Annotated in this window: 24 protein-coding genes and 2 pseudogenes; 12 read left to right on the forward strand and 14 right to left on the reverse strand. The window is 73.2% G+C overall.

Annotated features, from left to right (window positions below; translation table 11 throughout):
• Positions 1–16 precede the first annotated feature (16 nt).
• The gene (locus tag ELR47_RS19040; protein WP_268234427.1) at positions 17–139 is read right to left on the reverse strand and encodes a hypothetical protein; all 123 of its coding nucleotides are present in this window, start codon (positions 137–139) and stop codon (positions 17–19) included.
• Positions 140–228: 89 nt separating this feature from the next.
• Between ELR47_RS19040 and ELR47_RS19280 the strand changes: the two genes are divergently transcribed.
• From ELR47_RS19280 to ELR47_RS00535, 4 genes are read left to right on the forward strand one after another with little or no spacing between them, the layout of a single operon-like run.
• Positions 229–426 carry a transposase gene (locus ELR47_RS19280; protein ID WP_130648117.1) on the forward strand — a complete coding sequence of 66 codons (198 nt, stop codon included), beginning with the start codon at positions 229–231 and terminating at the stop codon, positions 424–426.
• Positions 423–560: a hypothetical protein gene (locus ELR47_RS18060; protein WP_165403747.1), complete on the forward strand. Its 138-nt coding sequence runs from the start codon at positions 423–425 to the stop codon at positions 558–560. The genes ELR47_RS19280 and ELR47_RS18060 overlap by 4 nt, the downstream gene beginning before the upstream one ends.
• On the forward strand, positions 557–808 hold the full coding sequence (locus tag ELR47_RS18780) for an IS3 family transposase (RefSeq protein WP_229730415.1): 252 nt from the start codon (positions 557–559) through the stop codon (positions 806–808). The genes ELR47_RS18060 and ELR47_RS18780 overlap by 4 nt, the downstream gene beginning before the upstream one ends.
• Entirely contained in the window at positions 778–1386 is a 609-nt protein-coding gene (locus tag ELR47_RS00535; RefSeq protein ID WP_229730417.1) for an IS3 family transposase, read from the forward strand. Before ELR47_RS18780 ends, ELR47_RS00535 begins: the two co-directional genes overlap by 31 nt.
• A gap of 337 nt (positions 1387–1723) precedes the next feature.
• Here ELR47_RS00535 and ELR47_RS00540 read toward each other — a convergent pair whose 3' ends face one another.
• From ELR47_RS00540 to ELR47_RS00555, 5 genes and pseudogenes are all read right to left on the reverse strand, one after another.
• Positions 1724–2296, reverse strand: a complete 573-nt coding sequence (locus ELR47_RS00540; protein ID WP_130648119.1) for a hypothetical protein — start codon at positions 2294–2296, stop codon at positions 1724–1726.
• Positions 2293–2835 (reverse strand): tyrosine-type recombinase/integrase, encoded by a 543-nt coding sequence (locus tag ELR47_RS18565; protein WP_205745366.1) that lies wholly within the window; start codon positions 2833–2835, stop codon positions 2293–2295. The genes ELR47_RS00540 and ELR47_RS18565 overlap by 4 nt, the downstream gene beginning before the upstream one ends.
• Before the next feature lie 256 nt (positions 2836–3091).
• Positions 3092–3412 (reverse strand): annotated as a pseudogene (locus tag ELR47_RS19285) (site-specific integrase); the annotation flags it as partial.
• The gene (locus tag ELR47_RS19290) at positions 3324–3980 is read right to left on the reverse strand and encodes a transposase (RefSeq protein ID WP_165403749.1); all 657 of its coding nucleotides are present in this window, start codon (positions 3978–3980) and stop codon (positions 3324–3326) included. The pseudogene ELR47_RS19285 and the gene ELR47_RS19290, both read right to left, overlap by 89 nt.
• Positions 3981–4146: 166 nt before the next feature.
• Entirely contained in the window at positions 4147–4527 is a 381-nt protein-coding gene (locus ELR47_RS00555) for a transposase family protein (protein WP_130648120.1), read from the reverse strand.
• 341 nt (positions 4528–4868) lie between these two features.
• On the opposite strand from ELR47_RS00555, the gene ELR47_RS00560 reads away from it, so the two are divergent.
• Positions 4869–5348 (forward strand): transposase, encoded by a 480-nt coding sequence (locus ELR47_RS00560; RefSeq protein ID WP_165403750.1) that lies wholly within the window; start codon positions 4869–4871, stop codon positions 5346–5348.
• On the opposite strand, the gene ELR47_RS00565 is transcribed toward ELR47_RS00560, so the two are convergent.
• A complete protein-coding gene (locus ELR47_RS00565) occupies positions 5314–6336 on the reverse strand; it encodes an LLM class flavin-dependent oxidoreductase (protein WP_130648122.1) in 1023 nt (340 codons plus the stop codon). The genes ELR47_RS00560 and ELR47_RS00565 overlap by 35 nt on opposite strands.
• Positions 6337–6459: 123 nt before the next feature.
• Between ELR47_RS00565 and ELR47_RS19295 the strand changes: the two are divergent.
• Positions 6460–7433: pseudogene (locus ELR47_RS19295) on the forward strand (helix-turn-helix domain-containing protein).
• Positions 7430–7972 carry a dihydrofolate reductase family protein gene (locus tag ELR47_RS00575; protein ID WP_130648123.1) on the forward strand — a complete coding sequence of 181 codons (543 nt, stop codon included), beginning with the start codon at positions 7430–7432 and terminating at the stop codon, positions 7970–7972. Before ELR47_RS19295 ends, ELR47_RS00575 begins: the two are co-directional and overlap by 4 nt.
• Positions 7973–8034: 62 nt before the next feature.
• On the opposite strand, the gene lhgO is transcribed toward ELR47_RS00575, so the two are convergent.
• Positions 8035–9240, reverse strand: a complete 1206-nt coding sequence (gene lhgO, locus ELR47_RS00580; protein WP_205745367.1) for an L-2-hydroxyglutarate oxidase — start codon at positions 9238–9240, stop codon at positions 8035–8037.
• 296 nt (positions 9241–9536) lie between these two features.
• On the opposite strand from lhgO, the gene ELR47_RS00585 reads away from it, so the two are divergent.
• Both ELR47_RS00585 and pgm read left to right on the forward strand, forming a co-directional pair.
• The gene (locus ELR47_RS00585; protein ID WP_165403751.1) at positions 9537–10187 is read left to right on the forward strand and encodes a sensor histidine kinase; all 651 of its coding nucleotides are present in this window, start codon (positions 9537–9539) and stop codon (positions 10185–10187) included.
• A 91-nt stretch (positions 10188–10278) separates the two neighbouring features.
• Positions 10279–11895, forward strand: a complete 1617-nt coding sequence (gene pgm, locus ELR47_RS00590) for a phosphoglucomutase (alpha-D-glucose-1,6-bisphosphate-dependent) (protein ID WP_130648125.1) — start codon at positions 10279–10281, stop codon at positions 11893–11895.
• Positions 11896–11923: 28 nt separating this feature from the next.
• On the opposite strand, the gene ELR47_RS00595 is transcribed toward pgm, so the two are convergent.
• Complete coding sequence (locus ELR47_RS00595) at positions 11924–12724, reverse strand: NAD kinase (protein ID WP_130648126.1); 801 nt, start codon at positions 12722–12724, stop codon at positions 11924–11926.
• Positions 12725–12893: 169 nt separating this feature from the next.
• Positions 12894–13019: a hypothetical protein gene (locus ELR47_RS19045; RefSeq protein ID WP_268234428.1), complete on the reverse strand. Its 126-nt coding sequence runs from the start codon at positions 13017–13019 to the stop codon at positions 12894–12896.
• A 47-nt stretch (positions 13020–13066) separates the two neighbouring features.
• Between ELR47_RS19045 and ELR47_RS00600 the strand changes: the two genes are divergently transcribed.
• Positions 13067–14689 (forward strand): S-layer homology domain-containing protein, encoded by a 1623-nt coding sequence (locus ELR47_RS00600; RefSeq protein WP_165403752.1) that lies wholly within the window; start codon positions 13067–13069, stop codon positions 14687–14689.
• 49 nt (positions 14690–14738) lie between these two features.
• Here the strand turns inward: ELR47_RS00600 and ELR47_RS00605 are convergent, their stop codons facing one another.
• The 4 genes from ELR47_RS00605 to ELR47_RS00620 form a co-directional block, all read right to left on the reverse strand.
• On the reverse strand, positions 14739–16274 hold the full coding sequence (locus ELR47_RS00605) for a pyridoxal phosphate-dependent decarboxylase family protein (RefSeq protein WP_130648128.1): 1536 nt from the start codon (positions 16272–16274) through the stop codon (positions 14739–14741).
• Positions 16275–16396: 122 nt separating this feature from the next.
• The gene (locus tag ELR47_RS00610) at positions 16397–18997 is read right to left on the reverse strand and encodes a bifunctional FO biosynthesis protein CofGH (RefSeq protein ID WP_130648129.1); all 2601 of its coding nucleotides are present in this window, start codon (positions 18995–18997) and stop codon (positions 16397–16399) included.
• Between the two features lie 172 nt (positions 18998–19169).
• Positions 19170–19373 carry a cold-shock protein gene (locus ELR47_RS00615; protein ID WP_130648130.1) on the reverse strand — a complete coding sequence of 68 codons (204 nt, stop codon included), beginning with the start codon at positions 19371–19373 and terminating at the stop codon, positions 19170–19172.
• Positions 19374–19481: 108 nt separating this feature from the next.
• Positions 19482–20240 (reverse strand): thymidine kinase, encoded by a 759-nt coding sequence (locus ELR47_RS00620; RefSeq protein ID WP_229730420.1) that lies wholly within the window; start codon positions 20238–20240, stop codon positions 19482–19484.
• Positions 20241–20323: 83 nt separating this feature from the next.
• On the opposite strand from ELR47_RS00620, the gene ELR47_RS00625 reads away from it, so the two are divergent.
• Entirely contained in the window at positions 20324–22699 is a 2376-nt protein-coding gene (locus ELR47_RS00625) for an HAD-IB family phosphatase (RefSeq protein WP_130648131.1), read from the forward strand.
• Complete coding sequence (locus ELR47_RS00630; protein ID WP_130648132.1) at positions 22699–23907, forward strand: zinc-dependent alcohol dehydrogenase; 1209 nt, start codon at positions 22699–22701, stop codon at positions 23905–23907. Before ELR47_RS00625 ends, ELR47_RS00630 begins: the two co-directional genes overlap by 1 nt.
• Positions 23908–23949: the final 42 nt, after the last annotated feature.

The raw sequence follows: 23949 nt of genomic DNA on the forward strand, positions 1-23949 counted from the left end.
GTCAGAATGGCGGTTCCTACGCCAACCAGTCCACCGCAACGGAGGCACCTTCAGGATGCCAGTCCTCGCAGAGCATCGACAGCATCGCGGTGAGGTTCGACGACGAGCGTGCGGTGGCCGATGCGGGGCTGCTGCTCACGGGCACGACGATGGCACAGTTCCGTCTCGAGCAGGCGACCGATGGGCCTCCCCCCTGCGGCCGGACAGCCTGGATGACAGGATGTCCGCATGGGACACGACAACGAACGACGACAACCACGACCGCGCCGGAAGTTCTCCGAGGAGTTCAAGCGTGACGCGGTCGACCTGGTGGCGACCACCGGCAGGCCGGTCGCTGAGGTCGCTGCCGAGCTGGGGTCTACGACTCCACGCTCGGCAATTGGGTCCGCCGCCACCACGACGAGCAGGCCGACGGCGTCGGCGTGAGCGCTGACGAGCGGGCCCGGCTCAAGGAGCTCGAGGCGGAGAACGCCAAGCTCTGTATGGAGCGTGATCTGCTCAAACGAACCGTGGCCTTCTGGGTGAAGGAGTCGCCGCAGTTACGCGCTATCGCTGCGTGACCGCCCGGAAGGCCGAAGGGTTCAACGTCAACGCTGCCTGCGATGCCGCGGGGGTCTCCCGTTCGGCGTTCTACGCCTGGCTCGAGCGGCCCGCCGGGCCGACCGAGGCCGAGTGGGACGAGGCCCACCTGACCAACCAGATCCGCGACATCCACGCCGCATCGGACGGGACCTACGGCGAGCCGCGAATCACCGCCGAACTGGTCGCAAGGGGTGGGTGGTCAACCGCAAGCGCACCGCCCGGCTGATGCGCCAGGAGGGCCTTGAGGGGCATCGTCCTCGCCGTCGTCGGTCGCTGACCCGCCCCGACCAGGGCGCGGCACCGATCGAGGATCTGGTCGGTCGCCGGTTCCAACCGTCGCTGCTCGACACCGTGTGGTGCGGCGACATCACCTACATCCGCACCGGTCAGGGGTGGCTCTACCTGGCCACCGTGATCGATCTCGCCTCACGTCGGCTGATCGGCTGGTCGATGGGCGACCGGCACGACGCGACCTTGGTCGTCGACGCGCTGCAGATGGCCGTCGCTGCCCGCGGCCGCAGCGCGATGGACGGCACGATCTTCCACCACGACCGCGGCTCGGAGTACACCTCGGACGCGTTCCGCACCACCTGCCGGCAGCTGGGGGTCACCCAGTCGTCGTCTCGGACCGGGTCGTGCCTCGACAACGCGGTCGCCGAGTCGTTCTTCGCGGCCTTGAAGGTCAAGCTGGTCCACCGGCTGCACTTCGCCTCACGGGCTGAAGCCCGCCGGGCGATCTTCGCCTGGGTCCACCGCTACAACCACCGACGACGGCACACCACCATTGGGGGCCCTTCGAGATGAACGTGGGTGGGCCGCTGCCGGGGATGCCGTGAGAGGGGTGTAGGGCCCGCGAGGATGGAGGTGTCTACGCCACCCATCCACGAGGCCCTACGTGACCCACGCTACCTGTCTGCTTGCCCTGCCCGAGTTCGAGATCGCCGACGTCTGGGAGTCGTCGAGGAGACCATCGTCCGCATCGTGATGCCCCGCAGCGAGCGTCCCTGCACCCGTTGCGGCGTGCTCGCCCTGCAGCCAGAGCTGGGAGATCTCAGCGAACGAGACCGCGCGTGGCGGGCGGGTGTCGTCTAGGCCGAGCATCGACGCGCGCCAGAGGTCGCGGGCGAACTCGCTCTCCGCGTCAGCGCCCTCGGCCAGGTCTTGCAGATGCCGGTAGGCGTAGCGGAGCCGGCCGGCCGATGGTGCGAGACCCGGCCCGTGCTCGGCCGGTCTCGTTGGCTTCGGCCACCCAGTCCTGGATCGGGCGGTCCAGCAGCGACTCGACCCCGCCGTTGGACAGCAGTGCGACCAGCTGGTAGACCAGCACCGGGATCAGCCGCACCCGCCGTTCGTCGTGGCGGCGTTGGATCGAGTAGGCGACCTCGAGCCGCAGCTGCAGGGGCAGCGCACGAAGATCGAACGCATCGGTGCGGTTCAACGTCTTGCCGCTGCGGATGGGGCCGGTCGTGGCGCAGTAGCCGGCCAGCGACGGCCGGCCCGCCAGCCGCCAGCGGTTGTAGTGAGCGTCGCACAGCTGCTTGGACCAGCCGCCCCGCTCACAGCCGACGACCGTGCAGCGGCCGCGGGCGAACACCGGATGGTCAGGGTCGATGCGGATCAACTCGAGCTGGAACTCGGGGCGGACCGCAGCCAGAAGCTTGCCCAACAGCGGTGAAGGGGCGGCGGGTCGGAGCGGATGGACCACGCTGCTCATCGGGGCTCCTCGGCCTGATCCCAGATGCCGACGCGGACGAGTTCGGCGCGGACGTCCTCGACCGACAGGTGCAGGTACGTGTCGCAGGTCGTGGTCACCGAACGGTGGGTGAGCATCTTCGAGACGATCTCGATCGGGACCCCAGCCCGGATCAGCTCGGTCGCCCGCGTGTGACGCAGCAGGTGCGGGGTGAACGCGATCCCCGTGGTCGTCCGCAGCCAGCCGACCAGCTTGGCGACCGTCTGGTAGCGGAGCGGACGCCCCGCCGGTCCGGCCCACAGGTTGACGAACACGTAGTCGGAGTCGAGGTCGCCGTACTCGGTGTGCAGATAGCTCGAGTAGAGACCGACCAGCGGCGCGGAAACCGGCAGCGTGACCGCCGTGCGGGTCTTGGCTCGCGCGCCGTTGGCGTTGTCGGACCGCTGAACGATCGTGACCTCGCGCCGTCGCGAGACGAAGTCGCCGTGACGTAGCCCCAGCGCCTGCCCGATCCGCATCCCGGTCTCGGCCAGCAACGCGAACAAGAACCGGCCGGTCACGCAGCCGCACGCACGCGGCCAGGATCGTGGTGACCTCCTCGATCGTGAGGCTCCCCGGCAGCCGCCTCGGCGCTTTGAGCTTTACCGGCCGAGTCGGGATCGGCCGCCCCGCGGTGACGTGATGGAGGAACGGCTTGTAGGACCCGCGTGGGACCCGCCGCCACGCCACCAGGCTCTCGGCGAGCACCACGCCGCTACGGGCGTGGAAGTCGTAGAAGCCGAACACCGCGACCAGATGCCGGTTGACCGTGGACTCCGAACGGCGCGCGGCCGAGGCATCCAGCACGATCACGTTCTCCGCCGGGGCACGAAGCCAGCGGACGAACTCCGCCACGTCCTCGACCTCGGCGACATCCCAGGCGCGCAGCGCGAGCCACTCAAACCACAGCGCCAACGAGTGGGCGTAGGCCCGCACCGTGTTCGGGGAACGCTCCAACGCTGCCAGGTGCGCGAGGAACCGCTCGGCCAGGGCGACCGTGGTCAGCTCGTCATCGAGCACCGTCCACGACTCGACCCCGGTGACCGGCATCACCACCCGCTGCACCCGCACGTCCGTGCCTTCTGGCCCGGCCCACATGGTGGTCGAGTTGACGAGGTCTACACCCGCGCCGCCGCCACGTGGGGGACGTCGAACACGCGCTCCAGATAACGCGTCGTCGACGGGGCCGCACCGCTCCGTCAGCCACGTCGACGACACCCCGAACAGGACTCCCGATAATCGCGGACTCGGTCGCCGCGTTGGTGGCGCGGGTGTCGAAGACCGCGAGCACCTCTTCCTGCCAGGTGTCGAGCGTGCGGGCCAGCCGCAGGATCTCGTCGATCTCGCCTCCACGGCCCACTCGTAGAAGGCGATCAGTCGGCGGTGGGCGGTGTCGCGGGTGCGGCGTACATCTGGCGGAGCAGGTCGACCGCGATCCACGCGGAGCCGACCTCGTCGTCGGTGTCCGCGGCACGCAGCCGGTCGAGATCTTGGCGAGGCGGTCCTCGTCGAGGCGTTCACGGCCGACGCGCAACACACACCGGAGCTTGAACAGCGTATCGTCCTTGCGGCCGCGGTGGCCGTGGATCTGCTGCTGGCGACGTCGACGGACCTCGTCCATCATCTTCAACGCCAACCGCACCAGATGGAACGCGTCGGCGACCACGACCGCGGCCTCGAGGGTGTCGGCGGCTGACTTGAACCCCGATGAACAGATCGCAGGCGACCACGGTCGCGTCGGGGGCGTGTTCGGCCAGCAACGCGGCCGCAAAGGCCTGGTCGCGGCCCTGGGTGACGGCGACGACCAGGCTGGTCTCCAGGCACCAGCGCGGTCAGAAACTGACGGTGGCGTCGGTGAGTCGACCAGTGGTCATCACCGTCTCGTCGATTCCCACCCGCGTCGGGTTGACCGGCACGACCAGGTCGGCGGCAGCGAGCACGGCCCGCATCACCGTCCACCACCCGACCCCGAACTCCTTGCGGATCTGGTCCACGGGGACGTTGCCAGCCGACATCGCCACGGCTGCCCGCGCCGCCGCTCGCGACCAGACTGCGCCGGGCGCGATCGACGCGGCCCGCTCGGCGAAGGTGCCGCAGCCCTCGATGCAGGCCAGCAGCCGCTTGTGCCACACCACCCTCGTGGCGCGCCAGGCAACGGGCAGGTGACGGACGGTGTGACGTCGCCGGTCGTGGATGCGGTGCTCGTCCAGCACGCCGCAGCGGGTGCACGGCTGGATGTTCCCAAGCTACCCCTGTTCAGGGTGGAGCGAGCTGCTGCTTGCCCTGCCCGAGTTCGTCCTGACCGACGCTCACATCGATGGTGACGACGAGCTCTTCGCCCATGTCGAGCTGCCCCGCGACGCGTACGGCCTCGGTAGCTCGGTGGGGTAGACACCTCGAGCATCGAGGCCGTACGTGTCTTCACCAAGCCTCCGAGACCGGCTCACCCACCACCGTGGCGAAGTCCCCACATTCGCCAGCTCGACCGTGTGACCGAGACGATGCTACCCGTGCGTGGGCCGCCGGAGCGGGACCGGGTGATGCCGACCTGATCGTGGACGTGGACTCCACGGTCTGTGAGGTCCACGGCTACGCCAAGCAGGGCGCCGCCTACGGCTACACCCACCAGCTCGGGCTGCCCCCGCTGCTGGCCACGCGCGCGGACACCGGCGAGGTCCTGCACGCCCGGATGCGCAAAGGGACGGCGAGCACCGGCCGGGGGGCGCAGCGGTTCGTGCGCGAGACCATCGGTCGCGTCCGACGTGCCGGAGCCACGGGCACGATCGTATTCCGGACCGACTCGGGGTTCTGGTCGGCGAAGGTCATCGAGGCGTGCACCAACCACGACGCGCAGTTCTCCATCACCGTGCGCCGAACCTCCAAGATCGTCGCGGCGATCGACGCCATCGACGATGAGCCTGGACCGACATCGCCTACACCAAGGGCGGCAGAGCCCAGGTCGCGTGTGAGCGACGCGCCTGACCGCCCGGGCGCCGCCGTCAGCGCCAGCCGAGCGCGGGCGCGACGTGGGTGAGGATGCTCTCGAGCACGTGGGCGTTGTAGTCGACGCCGAGCTGGTTGGGCACCGTCAGCAGCAGCGTGTCGGCGGCCTGGATCGCCTCGTCGGCACGCAGCTGCTCGACCAGCACGTCCGGCTCCGCGGCGTACGAGCGCCCGAAGATGGCGCGGGTGCGCTCGTCGAGCATGCCGACGTGGTCGCGCGAGGCGCCGCTGGCACCGAAGTAGGCGCGGTCGAGGTCGCTGGTCAACGCGAAGATGCTGCGGCTGACCGACACCCGCGGTTCGCTCTCGTGCCCGGCCTCGGCCCACGCCTGCCGGTAGACCTCGATCTGCTTGCGCTGCTGGACGTGGAACGGCTCGCCGGTCTCGTCGTCCTTGAGCGTGGAGCTCTGCAGGTTCATCCCGAGCCGAGCCGCCCACACGCCGGTCGCGTTGGACCCCGACCCCCACCAGATCCGCTCCCGTAGACCGGGTGCGTGCGGTTCGATCCGCAGCAGGCCGGGCGGGTTGGGGAACATCGGCCGCGGGTTCAGCTCGGCGAAGCCTTCACCCTCGAGCGCCTCGAGCAGCACCTCGGCGTGCCGGCGACCCAGGTCGGCGTCCGTCTCGCCCTCGGCGGGCTCGTAGCCGAAGTAGCGCCACCCGTCGACGACCTGCTCGGGCGAGCCGCGGCTGATGCCCAGCTGCAGCCGTCCCCCGGCGATGAGGTCGGCGGCGCCGGCCGTCTCGGCGAAGTACAGCGGGTTCTCGTAGCGCATGTCGATGACACCGGTGCCGATCTCGATGCGCGAGGTCCGGGCACCGACCGCGGTCAGCAGCGGGAACGGCGAGGCGAGCTGCCGGGCGAAGTGGTGCACCCGGAAGTAGGCGCCGTCGGCGCCCAGCTCCTCCGCGGCGACCGCCAGCTCGACGGACTGCAGCAGCGCGTCGGCGGCCGTACGCACGTGGGAGCCGGGCTGCGGCGTCCAGTGCCCGAACGAGAGGAATCCGATGGTCTTCATGGGCGGGACAACGGGAAACCGTGCCTGCGCTATTCCCATCCCGCTCCCCTCCGTCCGCCGCCGCGAGCGAATCGCCGCAAGAACGGTCAGGCGCGTCGGACGCTGGCGGGCGACACTCGCCCCATGACCGAGAACGGACGTGACCGTCTGCGCGAACTGCTCGACGCGGTCCTCGCAGGCACCGACGACGCCGACGCCGCGGCCGACGAGGACCCGCGCCGCCTGGGCGACATGGCCGACGACGCCGCGAGCTCGCCGTACCACTTCAGCCGGTTGCTGTCGCAGGCCACCGGCGAGCCGCCGGTCGCCATGCGTCGGCGCGTACTGCTCGAGCGCGCCGCCTGGCAGCTGGCCGACGGCACGTCGGTGACCGACGCGGCCCGGACAGCCGGGTACGCGTCGCTCGAAGGGTTCAGCCGCGCGTTCGCCCGCGCCTTCGGTCGCCCGCCGTCCAGCCCGACGGTCGGGAGCCACTGGCTCCCGGCCCCCAACGGCATCCACTTCCACCCGCCCACGTCGCTGTGGGTCCGAGCCGAGGCCCAGCCGATGAACCCGCTCGTGGAACAGCTCGTCGCCCACGACCTCGACGACACCCGGACGCTGCTCGAGATCGCCGAGGGCCTGACCGACGCGGAGCTGCCGCCGTGCGTGCGCCGGGAGCGGTCCTGCTGTCCTGGGACGGGCCGGAGGAGTCGATCGCGGCGGTGCTGGACCACCAGGTCTTCACCAAGGAGGTCTGGCTCGCCGCGATCGAAGGACTCGACCTGCCGCCACGCGACGACGCACCCGACGCCGCCCGCCTGCGGCAGCGCCACGACGCGGTCGCACCCCGCTGGCTGGCAGCGGTGCGCGACATCGAACGCCGCCGGACCTGGAACGACCGGCTCGTCGACGCGTTGTGCGATCCCCCCGAGAGCTTCGTGCTGAGCAGCGTCGTGGCCCACGTCCTGACCTACGCCGCCCACCGGCGCCAGTCGGTCCGCGCGATGCTGACCGCCGCCGGCCACGAGGTGGACGACGGTGACCCGATCCTGTGGCTGCGGGCCCGGCGAGGCGAGACCGAACGCCGGGAGACCCCGCGAGGAGCGATCACGTGAGCCGCACGACGTACTACACCGCGAGCAGCCTCGACGGGTACATCGCCGACGCAGAGCACTCGCTGGCGTGGCTGCTGCGTCAGGAGCACGACGCGTCGGGTCCGCTCAACCACGCCGCGTTCCTCGCCCGTGTCGGCGCCATGGTGATGGGCTCGACCACCTACGAGTGGATCCTGCGCCACGAGCGCGGCAGGTGGCCCTACCCGCTGCCGGCCTGGGTGATGACCACCCGGGACCTGCCGACGATCTCGGGGGACGTGCGCTTCGCCCGCGGTGACGTCCGCGGCGTCCACGCCGGGATGCTCGCCGCGGCGGACGGCAGGGACCTCTGGGTCGTCGGCGGTGGTGACCTGGCCGGACAGTTCGCCGACGCCGGCCTGCTCGACGAGCTCGTCGTGTCCCTCGCGCCGGTGACGCTCGGTGCCGGCGCACCGCTGTTGCCACGCGCGCTCGACCTCCGGCTCGAGGAACTGGCGCGCAACGGGGCCTTCGCCTGTGCGCGCTACACCGTCCTCGACGGCGGGTCAGCCGCCCGGTAGGCGAGACGGGACCGTGCAGGCGCGAGGCGTCAGCTCGATCGCGACCTGCGCAGCGTCGACGGTCAGCTCGACGCCGCCGTGAGGTGTGACACCACGTGCTCGGCGATCGCGAGACTCGACGTGGCCGCGGGCGAGGGGGCGTTGCGCACGCTGACGATGCCGTCCTCGGCGAAGATGCGGAAGTCGTCGACCAGTGCACCGTCGGGTTCCACCGCCTGGGCACGGATGCCGGCGCGGCTGCGGACGACGTCCTCGGGCCCGATCGCTGGGACGTAGCGTGATGCCTTGCGCATGTAGGCCTGCTTGGAGAGCGAGCCCCAGACCTCCTCGGCTCCGGTGCGCCAATGGGTCCGCGCCAGGTGCCAGAACCCGGGCCACCGCACGATGTCCGCGACGTCGGCCGGTCGCACGTCGGTTCGCCCGTAGCCCTCGCGAGCGAGGGACAGGACCGCGTTGGGTCCGACCTCGAGATCGCCGTGCACCCGCCGGGTGAAGTGGACGCCGAGGAACGGGTAGCGGGGATCGGGCACCGGGTAGACCATGCCGCGCACGAGTTCCCGCTTCGCGGCCGAGACGGTGAGGTACTCCCCCTTGAACGGCACGATGCGCGGGCCCCGGGGGGCGGCGAACAGTTCGTCGACGCGGTCGGACTGCAAGCCGGCGCACAGCACCAGCGCACCGACCCGCCGTACCCCGTCGGGGGTCCGGACCTCGAGGGCGCCGTTGCGCCGTCGCACGCCGGTGACGGGGCTCGAGCGCAGGATGCGGCCGCCGGCGGCCTCGATGTCGTCGGCGAACGCCCGGGCCACCGCGACGAAGTCGGTGATCGCGGTCGCCGGCGAGTGCAGGGCGGCGAGACCGACGGCGTGGGGTTCGATCTCGACGATCTCCCGGGCATCGACGCGTCGCAGCCCGGGCACCCCGTTCTCCCGGGCCGTTGCCTCCAACGCGTCGAGCCGGCCCAGCTCGGCGCGGTCGACGGCGACCACGAGCTTGCCGCACGCCTCGTAGGGCAGGTCGCGCTGGTCGCAGAAGTCCTGCAGCAGCGAGCGCCCCCGGGTGCACAACGCCGCCTTCAAGGACCCGGGCCGGTAGTAGATGCCGGCATGGACCACGCCGGAGTTGTGGCCGGTCTGGTGCGTGGCGAGCTCGGTCTCCTTCTCGAACACGACCACCGGTCGGCCCGGGAACCGCCGCGTCAGTTCCCGGGCGACGGCGAGGCCGACGATGCCACCGCCGACGACGCCCATGGGAAGTTCGTTGCTCACTGCTCACCTCGGAAAGGCGCATCGGACCCGACGTGGGCCGCGGCCGACGGGACCGCGCTGCCGGACGGACGGCTCCCGGTTCCGTTTCTCCGCGCGCCGATCGCGATCGTCGGCCACCCTAGCGACGACGGTCACCGGCGCACGTCGCGACCGACTCGCCGTCGGCCATGGGCCGCGATCCGAGAGGCCATGGGCCGCGATCCGAGAGGCCGGGGGCCGGGGGTGGGCCGTGGGCCGGGAGGTGGCGCCGGGCTAGGCTGCGGGGGCGTTCCCTGTCCGCCGACGACGGAGCTCCCGTGGATGCGGCCGATCCGGCGACCGCCCAGGTGGCCGGCGTCGCCGTCCACGAGTTGCAGCACGACCTGGCGCGCGCCCGGGCGTTGCTCGACCAGGTCGTCCGTTCCGAGGGTGAGCTCGCCCGCCAGCGGACGGCGAGCTCCCTCGAGGACCTGCTGCGCCGCATGGAGCACTCCGTCGCCGGGCTGCTCGGCGGCGATGCCGACGTGGCGGACCGCCGGCCGACGCGGGTCGGAGAACTGGTCGAACGCCTCGTGCGGGCGCACGACCCCGCGGGCGAACGCGTGTCGGCGCAGGTGCCCTCGTTGCTGATGAACGTCGATCCGGTGAAGGTCGAACGGATCGTCGACAACCTGCTGGCCAACGCCCTGCACCACACCCCGCCCGACGCCCAGGTCCGCCTGCGGGTCTCGGTCGACGGCGGCGCGGCGATCCTCCGGGTCGTCGACGACGGGCCGGGCATCCCCCACGAGGTGGTCGCCCGGCTCGAGGGCGGGGGGCTCGAGGACGGCAGCCAGGACACCGTCGAGGTCCCCCGTGGACTCGGGGTCGTGGCCCGTTTCGCCCGCGCCCACGGGGGCCGGATGTGGATCACCGGACCGGGCGCACGCGTACACGTCGAGCTGCCCCAGACCGGAGGCCCGGGGTGAGCGTCGCGGGTGGAGCGGACGTCCTCCGACACCTCGTACGACGCGGAGCCGACCCGCGGCTGCGCGAGCGCCGCCCGTCACAGGAGCGGACATGAGTCGCCGCGAGGACGAGCCAACGATCGACGTCGACCGCCTCGTCGGTCGCTACTACGACGAGGTCCCCGACCCCGACGAGCCCACCCAGCGGGTGGCGTTCGGCACCTCCGGCCATCGCGGCTCCTCGGCCAGCCGGTCGTTCAACGAACGCCACATCCACGCCACCACGCAGGCCATCTGCCGCCACCGGGCCGCAGAGGGCATCGACGGTCCGCTGTTCCTCGGCCGCGACACCCACGCCCTGTCCGAGCCGGCCTTCCGCAGCGCGCTCGAGGTGCTGGTCGCCAACGGCGTGGACGTGCGCATCGACGACGGCGACCTGCACACGCCCACCCCGGTCGTGTCGCACGCCATCCTGCGCCACAACCGCGACCGTCGCGACCGGGTCGCGGACGGCATCGTCGTCACCCCGTCGCACAACCCTCCCGAGGACGGTGGGTTCAAGTACAACCCGCCGCACGGCGGCCCGGCCGACGCCACGGTGACCGACCAGATCGAGCAGGAGGCCAACCGGCTGCTCGGGGACCCGTCGCAGCTGCAGCGGGTGCCGTGGGAGACGGCCCGCGGGCAGGTGCGCCGCCACGACTACCGGGGCGCCTACCTCGACGACCTGCCGGAGATCGTCGACCTCGACGTGATCCGGGCCTCGGGTCTCTCGCTGGGCGCGGACCCGCTCGGCGGCGCCACCGTCGACTACTGGGGCGCGATCGGCGAGCGCTTCGGCCTGGACCTCGAGGTGGTCAACGACCGGGTCGATCCCACCTTCGCGTTCATGCCGCCCGACCGCGACGGCAAGACCCGCATGGACTGCTCCTCGGCGGCGGCGATGGCCAACCTGGTCGAGCTCCGGGAGCGCTTCGACGTCGCCTTCGGCAACGACCCGGACGGCGACCGGCACGGCATCGTCACGCCCACCGCCGGCCTGCTCGACCCCAACCACTACCTCGCGGTCGCGATCGACTACCTGTTCGGCCAGCGCGGTTGGGACGCCGCGATCGGCGTCGGCAAGACGCTGGTCAGCAGCAGCCTGATCGACCGGGTCGTGCAGGCCCTCGGCCGCCGGCTGCTCGAGGTCCCCGTCGGGTTCAAGTGGTTCGTGCCCGGCTTGCTCGACGGCTCGATCGGCTTCGGCGGCGAGGAGAGCGCCGGCGCGTCGTTCCTGCGCCGGGACGGTTCGCCCTGGACCACCGACAAGGACGGCATCGTCCTGTGCCTGCTGGCGGCCGAGATGACGGCCCGCGACGGCACCGACCCGGGGCAGCGGTTCGACGCCCTGGCGCAACGGTTCGGTCGCCCCTCCTACCGACGCGTCGACGCACCCGCCACGGTCGAGCAGAAGGCCGCGCTCAAGACACTGAGCCCCTCGGACGTCACGGTGGACACGCTCGCGGGCGAACCGATCACCACCGTGCTGACCCGCGCGCCCGGCAACGACGAGCCGATCGGCGGGCTGAAGGTCCTGACCGACAACGGCTGGTTCGCCGCGCGCCCGTCCGGGACCGAGGACGTCTACAAGATCTACGCCGAGAGCCTGCGTGACGACGACCACCTGCGGGCCATCCTCGACGAGGCGCAGCAGCTGGTGACCGACACGCTCGACCGCCGGGCCTGACGACCGAGGAGCGGCGGTCGCGAGCGCGTCAGCGGAACTGTTCCTGCAGGATCCGGCGCTCGAGGGTGTGCTGCGGGTCGAACAGCAGGGTCAGCTGGCGGTCGACCGCCCGCTGGACCGTGACGGAGACGACCCGGCCGAGCTCGTGGTGGTCGGCCGCGGCCTGCACCGGACGCTTGCCCGGGTCGACCGCCTCGATGGCGATCCGCGTGGCCGCGTCCAGCAGGGCGCCGCGCCAGTGCCGCGGACGGAACCCGGCGATCGGCGTCAACGCGACCAGTTCGGCCGACAGCGGCACGATCGGCCCGCCCGCCGAGCGGTTGTAGGCCGTGGAACCGGCCGCGGTCGCGACCAGCACGCCGTCCCCCTGCAGCTCGTCCACCTCGACCGCGCCGTCGTCGATCCGCAGCCGCACGTGGGCGGACTGGGCCGACGCCCGCAGCAGCGACATCTCGTTGATCGCCAGCGCCCGCAGGACGCTGCCGTCGGGCCCGACGGCGTCCACCCGCAGCGGGTGCAGCACCGCGGGCTGCGCCGAGGCGAGGCGCTCCTGCAGTCCGGAGGCGCGGTAGCCGTTGAGCAGGAAGCCGACCGTGCCGAGGTTGAGCCCGTACAGCGCGATGGTGGAGCCCGCGTCGAGCAGACGGTGCATGGTGCGCAGCATGAACCCGTCACCGCCGAGCACCACGGCGACGGTCGCCTCGTCCGCCGCGACGAACGGCACCTGGCGACGCAGCTCGCCGGCCGCCGTGGCGGCCGCCGGGTTCGTCCCGTCCCACAGCAACGTCACCCGCGCCGGGTCCGGACGCTGCGTCCCTGCGCCGGCCATCCCTCGCCCTCCCCTCGCCACGAGCGACGGCACCGGTCGCGCACGGGAACCGCCGGCGGCGACCCTACCGGCACGCCGTCACGACCGGACCGCCACGCGCAGGCAGGACGGCCCTGCACGCGAGACGGCCCCGCGAACCTCCGCGGGGCCGTCGTGGTGCACGTCCGGGTCAGAGTTCGGCGATGATCGTCTTGAGCTCGGTGAAGTCGTCGAGCCCGAACGCGCCCAGCTCGCGGCCCCAGCCCGATTCCTTGAAACCACCGCCGGAACGCGCGGCGGAGCACGGGGTGCTCAAGACCCCTGCGCGACCGGCCGATGGTGTCGGGCGACCAAGGAGCAGCGGTGACCTTCGACACGACCCCCGGCCGGCGTGCGCCGCACCTGCTGCCCCGCACCGACCGTGCGCCGTACCCAGCCGCCCTGGTCCTCGCGCTCGCCGTCGCCCTCGTCGCGAGCCTCGTCGGTCCGGGGATCTCCCCGGCAGCGGCGTCGGCCCCCGCCCCGACCCGGGCCTGTCCCGCCACCTACACCGCGACCGCCGCCTTCGCCGACGTGTCCACGGCGCACACGCACGCGGCGAGCGTGACCTGCCTGGCGTCCTGGGGGGTCGTCTCCCCCGGCGACGGGCCGTACCGACCCGACGCGACCGCGACCCGCGCCGAGTTCGCCGCGGCGCTGCACGCCACCCTCGTCGCCGTCGGTCGCGCACCCACCCCGGCCACGCCGGCGTTCCTCGACGTCCCCACGGACCACCCGGACCGGGCCGCGATCGGTGCCCTCGCCGGCGCCGGCATCGTCGCCGGCACCACCGCCACCACGTTCGTCCCCGACGGAGCCGTCACCCGTGGGCAGCTCGCGACCCTGCTGGTGCGGGCCGACGGGCGCGTGTTCGGGCGTCAACGCCCGCTCGGGCCGACCTTCCCCGACACGCGCGGCTCGACCCACGAGGACGCGGTGCGTCGCCTGGTCGGCACCGGTGTCACCCAGGGGTACGCCGACGGCAGCTACCGGCCTGGCGCGTCGATGACGCGTGGCCAGCTCGCCACCTTCCTCGTCCGGTGGCTCGACCTGCTGGTCGTCGAGGCCTCGGCGCCCGCGCCGCTGGGTGACGTCGACCGCCTGCGGATGCGCCGGCTGGACGCTCCCGCCCGCTCGGTCGTCGAGGACGCCGAGGGCCGCTGGGTCGCGACCTTCACCGACGGGGCCCGCACGGTCACTCTCGCCGGCCCCGCGCGGCGGTTCGAGGAGGCCACCGCCACCCACGGGGTGACGTCGACGACCTGGGTGCGGCTGCTGCCGGCGCCGTTCGACGGCCGCGTCGACGAACGCTGGCTCCGTCAGGCCCGGACCGACCGGTCCGCCGACGTGCTGGCCACCTCGCTGCAGTACCTCGCCGGCGCCCCGGACGTCCGCAACGCCGCCGGGGTGCTGGTGGCCGGTGACGCGGCCTACGGGCCGCTGCTGGCCAACGGCGACCGGTCGCCGGGCTCGGACTGGCACGACTACCAGCAGGTGGTGGCGACCTACGGCACCAGCCGGGTGTCCCCGCGTCCCGAGCGCGACCGCAGCGTCGACTGCTCCGGCTTCGTGCGGCTGCTGTTCGGCGTCCGGTTCGGGCTGCCCCTGGGCCGCCAGCCCGACGGCGGGGCGTCGCTGCCGCGTTCGTCGCAGCAGCAGGCCACCGACGCGCCCGGCGTCGTGCCGATCGCGAACCTCGGGACCCAGGTGACCGCGTTCGAGTCGCTCCAGCCGGGTGACCTGGTGTTCTTCGACGCCACCGTCGACCCGGCGAACACGATCGACCACGTCGGGGTCTACCTCGGACGCGACGACGCCGGCCGCCACCGGTTCGTGTCCTCGCGCCGCTCGATCGACGGGCCGACGCTGGGCGACTTCCGTGGCGCGTCCCTGCTCGACGGCACCGGCCTGTACGCCCGCACCTTCCGCTCGACCCGCCGGTTGTGACCTTCCGAGACGGCGCCCGCCGGCCTTGACCGTCCCCGCGGGACGGACGTCACCGCGGGGTCGACGTCGCCTCGTCGCCGAACCGCAGCACGGCGTCGACCAGCCCGTCGACCTCGCGACGGGTCGTGCGCGGGTTGATGAAGCACGGCCGCAGCGCGTAAACGCCCCGGACCACGGTGCTGCTCGGCACGAACGGGGTCTCGCGGCGCAGCCGTTCGAGGACGCGGGCGGTGAGGACGTCACCGTCGACCCCCGGTGGCGGGGCGTAGCGGAAGCACACGATCGACAGTTGCGCGTCGCACAGCAGCTCGAGGCGAGGTTCGGCGGCGACCCGCGCGGCCAGGTGGCGGGCGAAGCCCACGTGCCGGTCGATCCGGGCCGCGAGACCGGCGCGGCCGATCTCGCGCAGCACGGCCCACACCAGCACGCCACGGGGCGGCGCGGACAGCTCCAGGCTCTGGTCGGCCCACGCCCCCGCCATCAGGTCGAACTGGGAGGCGCCGTCCTCGGGCACGGTCGAGAACGAGCCCTCGAGGTAGGCAGCCTCCCCCTCGGCGAACGCGCGCGTCAGCACGTCGGCGTCGCGGACGAAGGTCGCCCCCACCCCGACGCCGGTGGCGAGCCACTTGTGCGGGTCGACGATCCACGAGTCGGCGTCGCGCACCCCGTCGAAGGCCGGCGCCTGGGTGGGTGAGGCGTTGGCGAGCAGCCCGTACGCCCCGTCGACGTGGAGCCAGGTGTCGTGGCGGCGGGCGATCTCGACCAGCCGGGCGATCGGGTCGACCGAGCCGGTGTCGGTGGAGCCCGCCACCGCCACGATCGCGATCGGCACCAGTCCGGCGGCGCGGTCCTGTGCGAGGGCGGCCTCGAGCGCGTCGGGGTCGACCTGCCCGCCGGGCAGCGAAGGGATGCCGCGCACCGCGTCACGGCCGAGCCCCAGCACCGCGGCTGCACGGTGGATCGTGCGGTGCCCACGGTCGGAGACGTAGATCCGGCCGCGCACACCGCCGGCCAGCCCGTCGGCGGCGACGTCGACGCCGAGGCGCTCGAACGCCGCCTGGCGGGCCGCTCCGAGGGCCAGCAGCTGGGCCGTCGAGCCGCCGCTGGACAGCACGCCGTAGGTGTCGGCCGGCAGTCCGCACAGCTCGGCGAGCCACCGGATCCCGGTGCGCTCGAGCGCGTTGAACGCGTGCACCAGGTAGCGCTGCCCGCCGGCCAACGCCGTGGCCGTGGCGGCGGCGACCCCACTGGTCGTCGCGCCGGTCGTGATGAAGCCCACGAAGCCGGGGGCGCTGATCCGGCAGCCGTGCTCGACCGCGACGGCCAGCTCGTCGAGGGTCGCGTCGAGGCCGACGCCGTCGTCGGGCAGCGCCAGCGGCTCGGAGGGCACCGTGCCCGGCACGTAGGCGGGGAAGTGCGGCGCGTCGGCGGTGGCGTGGTAGCGCTCGAGCGCCGGCAACAGCCGCGTGAGCGCCGCGGTGACCCGGCCGGTCACCGCCGCGTCCCCGGTCCCGGCGATATCACCACCTTCCTCGGGAACCACGGCGTCGCCCACCTCGAACGTCTGCATCGCCTCGACCTCCACGCCCGGCGTCGTCCGGCGTCGGCGGGACGAACGCCCATTGTCGTCGGCTCGCGCGTGCGACGGCAAGACGAGCCCGGTGCCGCGCCCAGACCCGCGCCAGACCCGCGCCGCCAAGGCCGGGGTCAGACCGGCAGGGCGGGCAGGCCGAGGCGTCGGCGGTCCACCGGCTGGTAGAGCGTGTCGCGTTCGGCGGCGGGGCGCCCGGCCGCGGCGGCGGTCGCGACGAGTGACTGCGGGTCCTGGCGCACCCCGTGGGTCGAGCCCGCCATGCGCGAGATCGTCTCCTCCATCAGGGTGCCGCCGAGGTCGTCGCAGCCGCCCTGCAACAGCGCGACCGCGCCCTCGAGACCGAGCTTCACCCACGAGCACTGCACGTGGTCGATCGCGCCGTGCAACAGCAGCCGCGCGACGGCGTGGACCCGCCGGGAATCCTCGAACGACGCGCCGGGACGGGCCACCCCGGCGAGGTAGATCGGCGCGAGCTGGTGCACGAACGGCAACGGCACGAACTCGGTGAACCCGCCGGTGTCCTCCTGGATCGCGCGCAGCAGCTTGAGGTGGGCGACCCAGTGCCGCGGCTCGTCGACGTGCCCGAACATCATCGTCGAGGTGGTCGGGATGCCCAGCTCGTGCGCCGTCGTGATGACCTCGATCCACTGGGCGGCGGGCAGCTTGCCCTTGGTCAGCACCCAGCGGACCTCGTCGTCGAGGATCTCCGCGGCGGTGCCGGGGACCGACCCGAGCCCGCGCCGCTTCGCCTCGGCCAGCCACTCGCGCACGGAGATGCCCAGCCGGGTCGCGCCGTTGACGACCTCCATCGGCGAGAACGCGTGCACGTGGATGCCGGGCACCCGCGCCGTGACCGCGTCGAGGATCGCGAAGTAGTGGTCGCCGGGGAGGTCAGGATGGATCCCGCCCTGCATGCACACCTCGGTGGCGCCCTCGTCCCACGCCTCCTGGACCCGGTCGGCGATCTGGGTGAGCGAGAGGTTGTAGGCGTCGGGGTCGTCGCGGCGCTGCGCGAACGCACAGAACCGACAGCCGGTGTAACAGATGTTGGTGAAGTTGAGGTTGCGGTTGACGACGTAGGTGACGGTGTCGCCGACCGCGTCGCGGCGCAGCTCGTCCGCGGCGGCCGCCAGCGCCTCGAGCTCCGCACCGGTGGTGTCGAACAACAGCAGCGCCTCGGCGTCGTCGAGGACCGTGCCGGCCTGCGCGCGGGCGAGCGCGGCCGCGACCTCGCGCCGGATGCTGCGCCGCGCCGGTCCTTCGACGCGCGGGGCGTTGGCGGCCAGCACGCCCGCAGCGATCTGGTGCAGGTCGCCGTAGACGGCCCGGTGCAGCGCGTCGTCGGCCGCGGCCGAGCGGGCGTTGCGACCGTCGGCGGCCGACCCACCGGCCTCGTCGCCGGCGATCACGGCCTCCATCGCCGCCGAGGTGGTGGTGACCGTCACCTCCGGGTCCTGCCACGGTTGCGGCTGCGGACGCACGCCCGCGCGGGCGAGCCCGGCCTCGTCGGCCAGCGCGGCGACCGGCGCGCGCATGCGCCCGGCCAGCCACGGGTCGGGGCGGGTCACCCACTCGGGGTAGGTGCACAGCCGCTCGGTCAGCGCGAAGCCGTGCTCGGCACTGCGGGCGGCGAGCTCGTCGAGGTGGGGCCAGGGCGCCTCGGGGTTGACGTGGTCGGGGGTGACCGGCGACACCCCGCCCCAGTCGTCGATGCCGGCCCGCAGCAGGTCGCCGTAGGTGGCCGGCGACAGGTTGGGTGGGGCCTGCACGTGCACGGTCGGGCCGAGCACGATCCGGGCGGTGGCGACGGCCGACAGCAGCTCGTCGAACGGGGGCTCGGGGAAGGAGCGCATCGCCGTGTCGGGCTTGGCCCGGAAGTTCTGGACGATGACCTCCTGCAGGTGCCCGTAGCGCCGGTGCTGGTCCTTGAGCGCCAGCAGCGTGTCGGCCCGCTCCGCCTCGGTCTCGCCGATGCCGACCAGCAGCCCGGAGGTGAACGGCACGCTGAGCCGACCGGCGTCCTCGAGCGTGCGCAACCGGACCTCGGGGTCCTTGTCGGGCGCGCCGAAGTGGGCGTTGCCCTTGGCCAGCAGCCGCGTCGAGGTGGTCTCCAGCATGATCCCCATGGAGGCCGACACCTGCTTGAGGGTCGCGAGCTCCGCCCACGACAGCACGCCGGGATTGAGGTGCGGGAGCAGGCCGGTCTCCTCGATCACGGCGATCGCGACCGCGCGCAGGTACTCGAGGGTGGTCGCGTAGCCGCGCGCGTCGAGCCAGGAGGCCGCCGCCGGATAGCGCAGTTCGGGCTTGTCACCGAGGGTGAACAGCACCTCCTTGCACCCCGCCTGCTGGCCGCGGCGGGCGATGTCGACCACCTGCTCGGGCGCGAGGTAGGCCGGCACGTCCTTCTTCGGCGGCCAGGCGAACGTGCAGTAGCCACAGGTGTCCCGGCACAGGTGGGTCAGCGGCACGAACACCTTGCGGGAGTAGGTGACGCGCCGGGTGCCCTCGGCGGTGCGCCCCCAGGCACCCTCGGCGAACCACGGGGCGGCGTCGCGGGTGCGGGCGGCCACCGTGAGCAGGCGGTCGAGGTCGTCGTCGCGGGCCGTGAGCAGGGCCGCGACCTCGTTTCGTGCCAGCGAGCGGCCCTGTTCCGCGCGGTGCAGCGCCCGCGGCCGCAGCCGCGCGAGCACCTGGGCATCGGGATCCTGCATTCGCCGCTCCTTGTGGCCCGTCGCCGGCGTCTGCCGCGGGCACGGGACCCGGGCGACGCCGCCGGACACCGTAGAACACCGCGACAAACCGACGGTTCACACACGAAAAGGGCGACGCCCCGGGTGCATGCACCCGGGGCGTCGCCTTCGAAGCGAGCAGACGCTCAGCGCCTCACTGCGGCGTGACGTCCGAAGCCTGCGGGCCCTTCTGCCCCTGCGTGACCTCGAAGCTGACTCGCTGGCCGTCGTCGAGGGACTTGTAACCCTGCGAGTTGATCGCCGAGAAGTGGACGAAGAGGTCTTCGCCCCCGTCGTCGGGCTGGATGAAACCAAAGCCCTTGTCGGCGTTGAACCACTTGACAGTGCCCTGCGGCATGCGTTGTTCCGTTCTGAAAGGTCGTGCCGCGACATCGCGTCGCAGCCCTATCCGACCTTGGTGGTAGTAGTCCGCGGTCGCCCGCGAACCGGTCTGACGAAGACAACGCTACCGCGTCGCGGCCGATCCGGCGACCGGAAACATCGTCCGTTCGCGGGCACGGTCGGGTTGACGGTCCGCCAGGACCCGCGTGATGCCCTGCCGATGGTGCCGTCGGCACAGCACCTCGTAGGCCACGGTGGGCACCTCGCCGGTCTCCAGCGAGGCCTGTGGGAGGTCGCCGACGACCACCTGCTGGCCCTGCCGCTGGATGGCGCCGTCGACCGTGCGGGCGTTGGACGTGCCCCGCTCCCCGCACCAGCAGCGCGCTTCGACCTGCAGCTCCTGGCGCCGGTCGGCGAGCTCGAGCAGGCGCTTGGAGCCGGCGAACAGGTGGGTGGTGAAGTCGGTCAACAGGCCGAACGCCTGCACCTCGACGTCGAGCTCGTCGACCAGCCACGCCAGCTGCTCGACCTGCTGGGCGGTGTAGAACTGGGTCTCGTCGCAGATGACGACGTCGACCGGCGTGCCCGCGGCGGTCACCGCCTGCACGTGGGTCGCGATGTCGAACGAGTCGGTGACCACCACGGCGTCCTGGGAGAGCCCGATGCGCGAGGTGATCCGGCCGCCACCACGGTCGTGCTTGGTGAACAGCAGGCAGTGCTTGCCGGCGGTCACCGCGTTGTGGTGGATCTGCAGCGCGAGGGTCGACTTGCCGCAGTTCATCGTGCCGTAGAAGTAGGTCAGCTCGGCCACGTCGGGGTGCCTCGTGCCGCGGGTGGTCGGAGGGCGGGCGACGTTGTAGCGCAGACGACGGGGCCCGGTCATCCACCTCGACCCGCCGCTTCCCAGCGACGCCCGACGTGGCTAGCGTCACCGCGCACCGCACGGGGACGGGGAGAGCCGCAGCAGTGGGAATCGCGCAGCAGTTGGCCGGCACGCGGGTGGGCGTCACCGGCGGCACGGGCTTCGTCGGACAGGCGCTGCTCGCACGGATGCTCGAGGACCTGCCCGACACGCCGCTGGTGCTGTTCGTGCGCGGACGGGGTCGCCGTTCCGCCCGCCAACGTGTCGAGCGGTTGTTCGCCAGCGGCTCGGCGTTCGCCACCGCCCGTGAGCGTGGGCTCGTCGAGGCCGCCCTCGCGCGCACCGAGGTGGTCGACGTCGACCTCGACGCCCCCGCCGACCAGTCCCTGGTGCTGCCCGCGGTGGACGTGCTGCTGCACGTCGCTGGCACGGTCTCGTTCGACACCCGCATCGACGAGGCGTTCCGCACCCACACCACCGGGGTCGACCGCCTGTACGCCGCCGCGGCCGCGGCCGGCTGTGACCACGTCGTGCACGTCTCCACCGCCTACGTCGCCGCACGCCGTCCCGGGCCGGTGCCCGAGGACCCGGTGCGCGACGACGTCGACTGGCGGGTCGAGGCCGCTGCCGCCGAGGCGCTGGCCGAACGGGTCGAGCTCGCCTCGCGACAGCCCGCCCGCCTGGCGAGGTGGCGCGAGCGCGCCCGCCGCGAGGTCGGCGCCCACGGTGACGAGGCCCTCGGCCACGAGACCGAACGTCTGCGCACCGACTGGGTCGAGCGCCAGCTCGTCGACGCCGGCCGCGAACGGGCGCGCAGCCTCGGGTTCGCCGACGTCTACACGCTCACCAAGGCGTTGGGCGAGCGGGTCGCCGAGGAACGCTTCGGCGCCGCACGGCTGTCGATCGTGCGCCCCAGCATCGTCGAGTCGTCGCTGCGCCACCCACATCCGGGCTGGATCGAGGGCTTCAAGGTCGCCGACCCGCTGATGATCGGTCTCGGACGCGGCGACATCCCGGAGTTCCCCGGCTTCCCCGACAGCGTGGTCGACGTCGTGCCGGTGGACTTCGTCGCCAACGCGGTGCTGGTCGCGGCCGCCTCGCCCCCGCCGACGGGCCGGCCGGCCCGCGTGGTCGTGGGCACCGGCGCGCGCAACCCGCTGCACCTGACCCGCATGTACGCGCTGGTGCGCGGCTACTTCGACCAGCACCCGCTGCCCGGGGTCGACGGCTCGCCGACGCTGCCGACCTGGCGCTTCCCCGGGGTGGACCAGGTCGAGCGGCAGCTCAAGGCGGCGACCACGCTCAGCCGCACCGCCGCCGGGCTGCTGCGGCGCGTGCCGGTGACCGGGACGCGCCTGCGGCGCTGGGGACGCGAGCTCGACCGCCACGAGCAGCGCTACGAGAACCTGACCCGCTTCCTCGAGCTGTACGGCATCTACGCGCAGACCGAGGCCACCTTCCTCGACGACACCGCGCAGGCGTTGCGCGACGGCCTCGAGGGCGCCGACCGCGAGCACTTCGGGTTCGACCCGACCGACATCGACTGGCGGGTCTACCTCACCGAGATCCACGTCCCGAGCGTCGCCGCGTGGTTCCGGGGCCGCCAACCGTCGGGCCCCAAACCCCACAAGCCGCCGCCGGCGCTCGGCCCCGCGACCAGCGCCAGCCGCTCGCCGCGGACGGCCGCCGACGGCGCGAAGGCCGACGGCGCGCAGGCCGAGGCCGACACCGAGGTCGAGGCGCCGACGGTGCTGGCGGTGTTCGACCTCGACGGCACGGTCGCGAGTACCAACGTGCTCACCGCCTACCTGCGGGCCCGCTGGCACGACGACCGGGTCGCCGGGCTGCGCGAGGCCGCCGACGTGCTGCGCGGGCTGCCGCGCTACCTCGCCCTGGACGCCGCCGGGCGCGACCGGTTCCTGCGCGCGTTCTACCAGCGCTTCGCCGGCGCGGACGTGGCCGCGCTCGACCAGCTCGTCGCCGACGAACTCGGCCGGCGCATCCTCGCCGACCTCTCGCCGGCGGCCGTGCGACGCATCCGCGCCCACCGCGACCAGGGCCACCGCACGGTGCTGCTCACCGGCGCGCTGCGCAGCTTCTGCACCCCGCTCGAGCAGCTGTTCGACGACATCGCCGCCGCCGAGCTCGAGGTGGACGCGACCGGCCGCGCCACCGGGCACCTCGCCAGCCCGCCGCTGGTCGGTCCCGCCCGCGCCGCCTGGCTGCGCGAGCACGCCCGGCGGGTCGGCGCCGACCTCGGCGCCAGCTACGCCTACGCCGACAGCCGTTCGGACGCACCGATGCTGCGGGTGGTCGGCCACCCGGTCGCCGTCGACCCCGACGGGCCGCTGTACCGCCTCGCGCGCCGTGAACGGTGGGCGATCGCCGACTGGCGCGACGCCGAACGGGCCCCGGCGCACCTGCGCGCGTCCGCACCCGGCCCGGTCCGCGACGAGCAGTCCCCCGCGGAGGTCGGCTGATGGACGTCCTCGCCCTGCAGGTCCACAAGTCGCTGTCCCGCCACCTCGCCTCGCGGGTGCTCGCCCCGCGGCTGCCCGGCGTGGTGTCGGGTGGGCTCGCGCCGCTGCGGCTGGTGTCGACCGGCGCGCCGCGCGTCGCCGCCGACGGCTGGGGCCGGGTGCGGCCACGGCTGTCGGGCATCTGCGGCTCGGACCTGTCGATGCTCTCGGGCGGCACCTCGCCGTACTTCTCGGCGCTGGTGACCTTCCCGATCACGCCCGGCCACGAACTGGTCGGTGACCTGCTCGACGACGTCGAGGACCTGCCGCGCGGCACCCGCGTCGTGATCGACCCGGTGCTCAGCTGCGCGCCGCGCGGGCTCGCACCGTGCGAGGCGTGCACCGCCGGCCACACCGGCCGCTGCACCCACGTCACGGTCGGCCACCTCGCCCCCGGGCTGCAGACCGGCTACTGCGCCGACGTCGGCGGTGGCTGGTCGCAGCAGCTCGTCGCCCACCGCTCGCAGCTGTACCCGGTACCCGACACGCTCGACGACGCCCGCGCCGTGCTGGTCGAACCGCTCGCCTGCGCCATCCACGCCGCCCTGCGGGCCGAGGTCCGCAGCGACGAGCAGGTGCTGGTCGCCGGCAGCGGCACGGTCGGCCTGCTCACGATCCTGGCGCTGCGCGCGCTCACCGACGCCGGGCGCATCGTCGCCACGGCCAAGCATCCCCGCCAGCAGGCGCTGGCCCGCGCCATGGGCGCCTCGAGCGTCACCCCCGTCGGTCAGGCGACCGGCGCGGTGCGTCGCGACACCCGGGCGCTGCGACTGCGGCCCGACCTCGGCGCCGACTTCCTGCTCGGCGGGGTGGACGTCGCGCTCGACTGCGCCGGCTCGCGCAGCTCGCTCGACCTGGCCCTGCGCGCCACCCGCGCCGGCGGTCGGGTCGTGCTGACCGGGATGCCACCGCAGGGCGTCGACCTGTCCCCGGCGTGGTTCCGCGAGCTGTCCGTGCTGGGCGCCTACGCCACCGGCCGCGAGCCGACCCACGGCGGCCGCTCCAGCTTCGAGCTCGCCCTCGAGCTGGCCGCGACCGCTCCGCTCGACGAGCTGGCGCTGGCGACCTACCCGCTCCAGCACTGGCGCCAGGCCGTCGACCACGCGATGGACGCCGGCCGCCTCGGCACCGCCAAGGTCGCCTTCGACCTGACCGCCGCCCGCAACTGACCGCGGCCGACCGGCACCCACGAGACCGACGCCCGCAACCGA

Source organism: Egicoccus halophilus (genome assembly GCF_004300825.1).
GTDB lineage: Bacteria > Actinomycetota > Nitriliruptoria > Nitriliruptorales > Nitriliruptoraceae > Egicoccus > Egicoccus halophilus.

Coding starts and splice junctions, on each gene's coding strand:
- ELR47_RS19280 (WP_130648117.1), top strand. CDS start 229: ATGGGACACGACAACGAACGACGACAACCACGACCGCGCCGGAAGTTC.
- ELR47_RS00540 (WP_130648119.1), bottom strand. CDS start 2,296: ATGAGCAGCGTGGTCCATCCGCTCCGACCCGCCGCCCCTTCACCGCTG.
- ELR47_RS00565 (WP_130648122.1), bottom strand. CDS start 6,336: ATGAAGACCATCGGATTCCTCTCGTTCGGGCACTGGACGCCGCAGCCC.
- pgm (WP_130648125.1), top strand. CDS start 10,279: ATGAGTCGCCGCGAGGACGAGCCAACGATCGACGTCGACCGCCTCGTC.
- ELR47_RS00595 (WP_130648126.1), bottom strand. CDS start 12,724: ATGGCCGGCGCAGGGACGCAGCGTCCGGACCCGGCGCGGGTGACGTTG.
- ELR47_RS00610 (WP_130648129.1), bottom strand. CDS start 18,997: ATGCAGGATCCCGATGCCCAGGTGCTCGCGCGGCTGCGGCCGCGGGCG.
- ELR47_RS00615 (WP_130648130.1), bottom strand. CDS start 19,373: ATGCCGCAGGGCACTGTCAAGTGGTTCAACGCCGACAAGGGCTTTGGT.
- ELR47_RS00620 (WP_229730420.1), bottom strand. CDS start 20,240: ATGACCGGGCCCCGTCGTCTGCGCTACAACGTCGCCCGCCCTCCGACC.
- ELR47_RS00630 (WP_130648132.1), top strand. CDS start 22,699: ATGGACGTCCTCGCCCTGCAGGTCCACAAGTCGCTGTCCCGCCACCTC.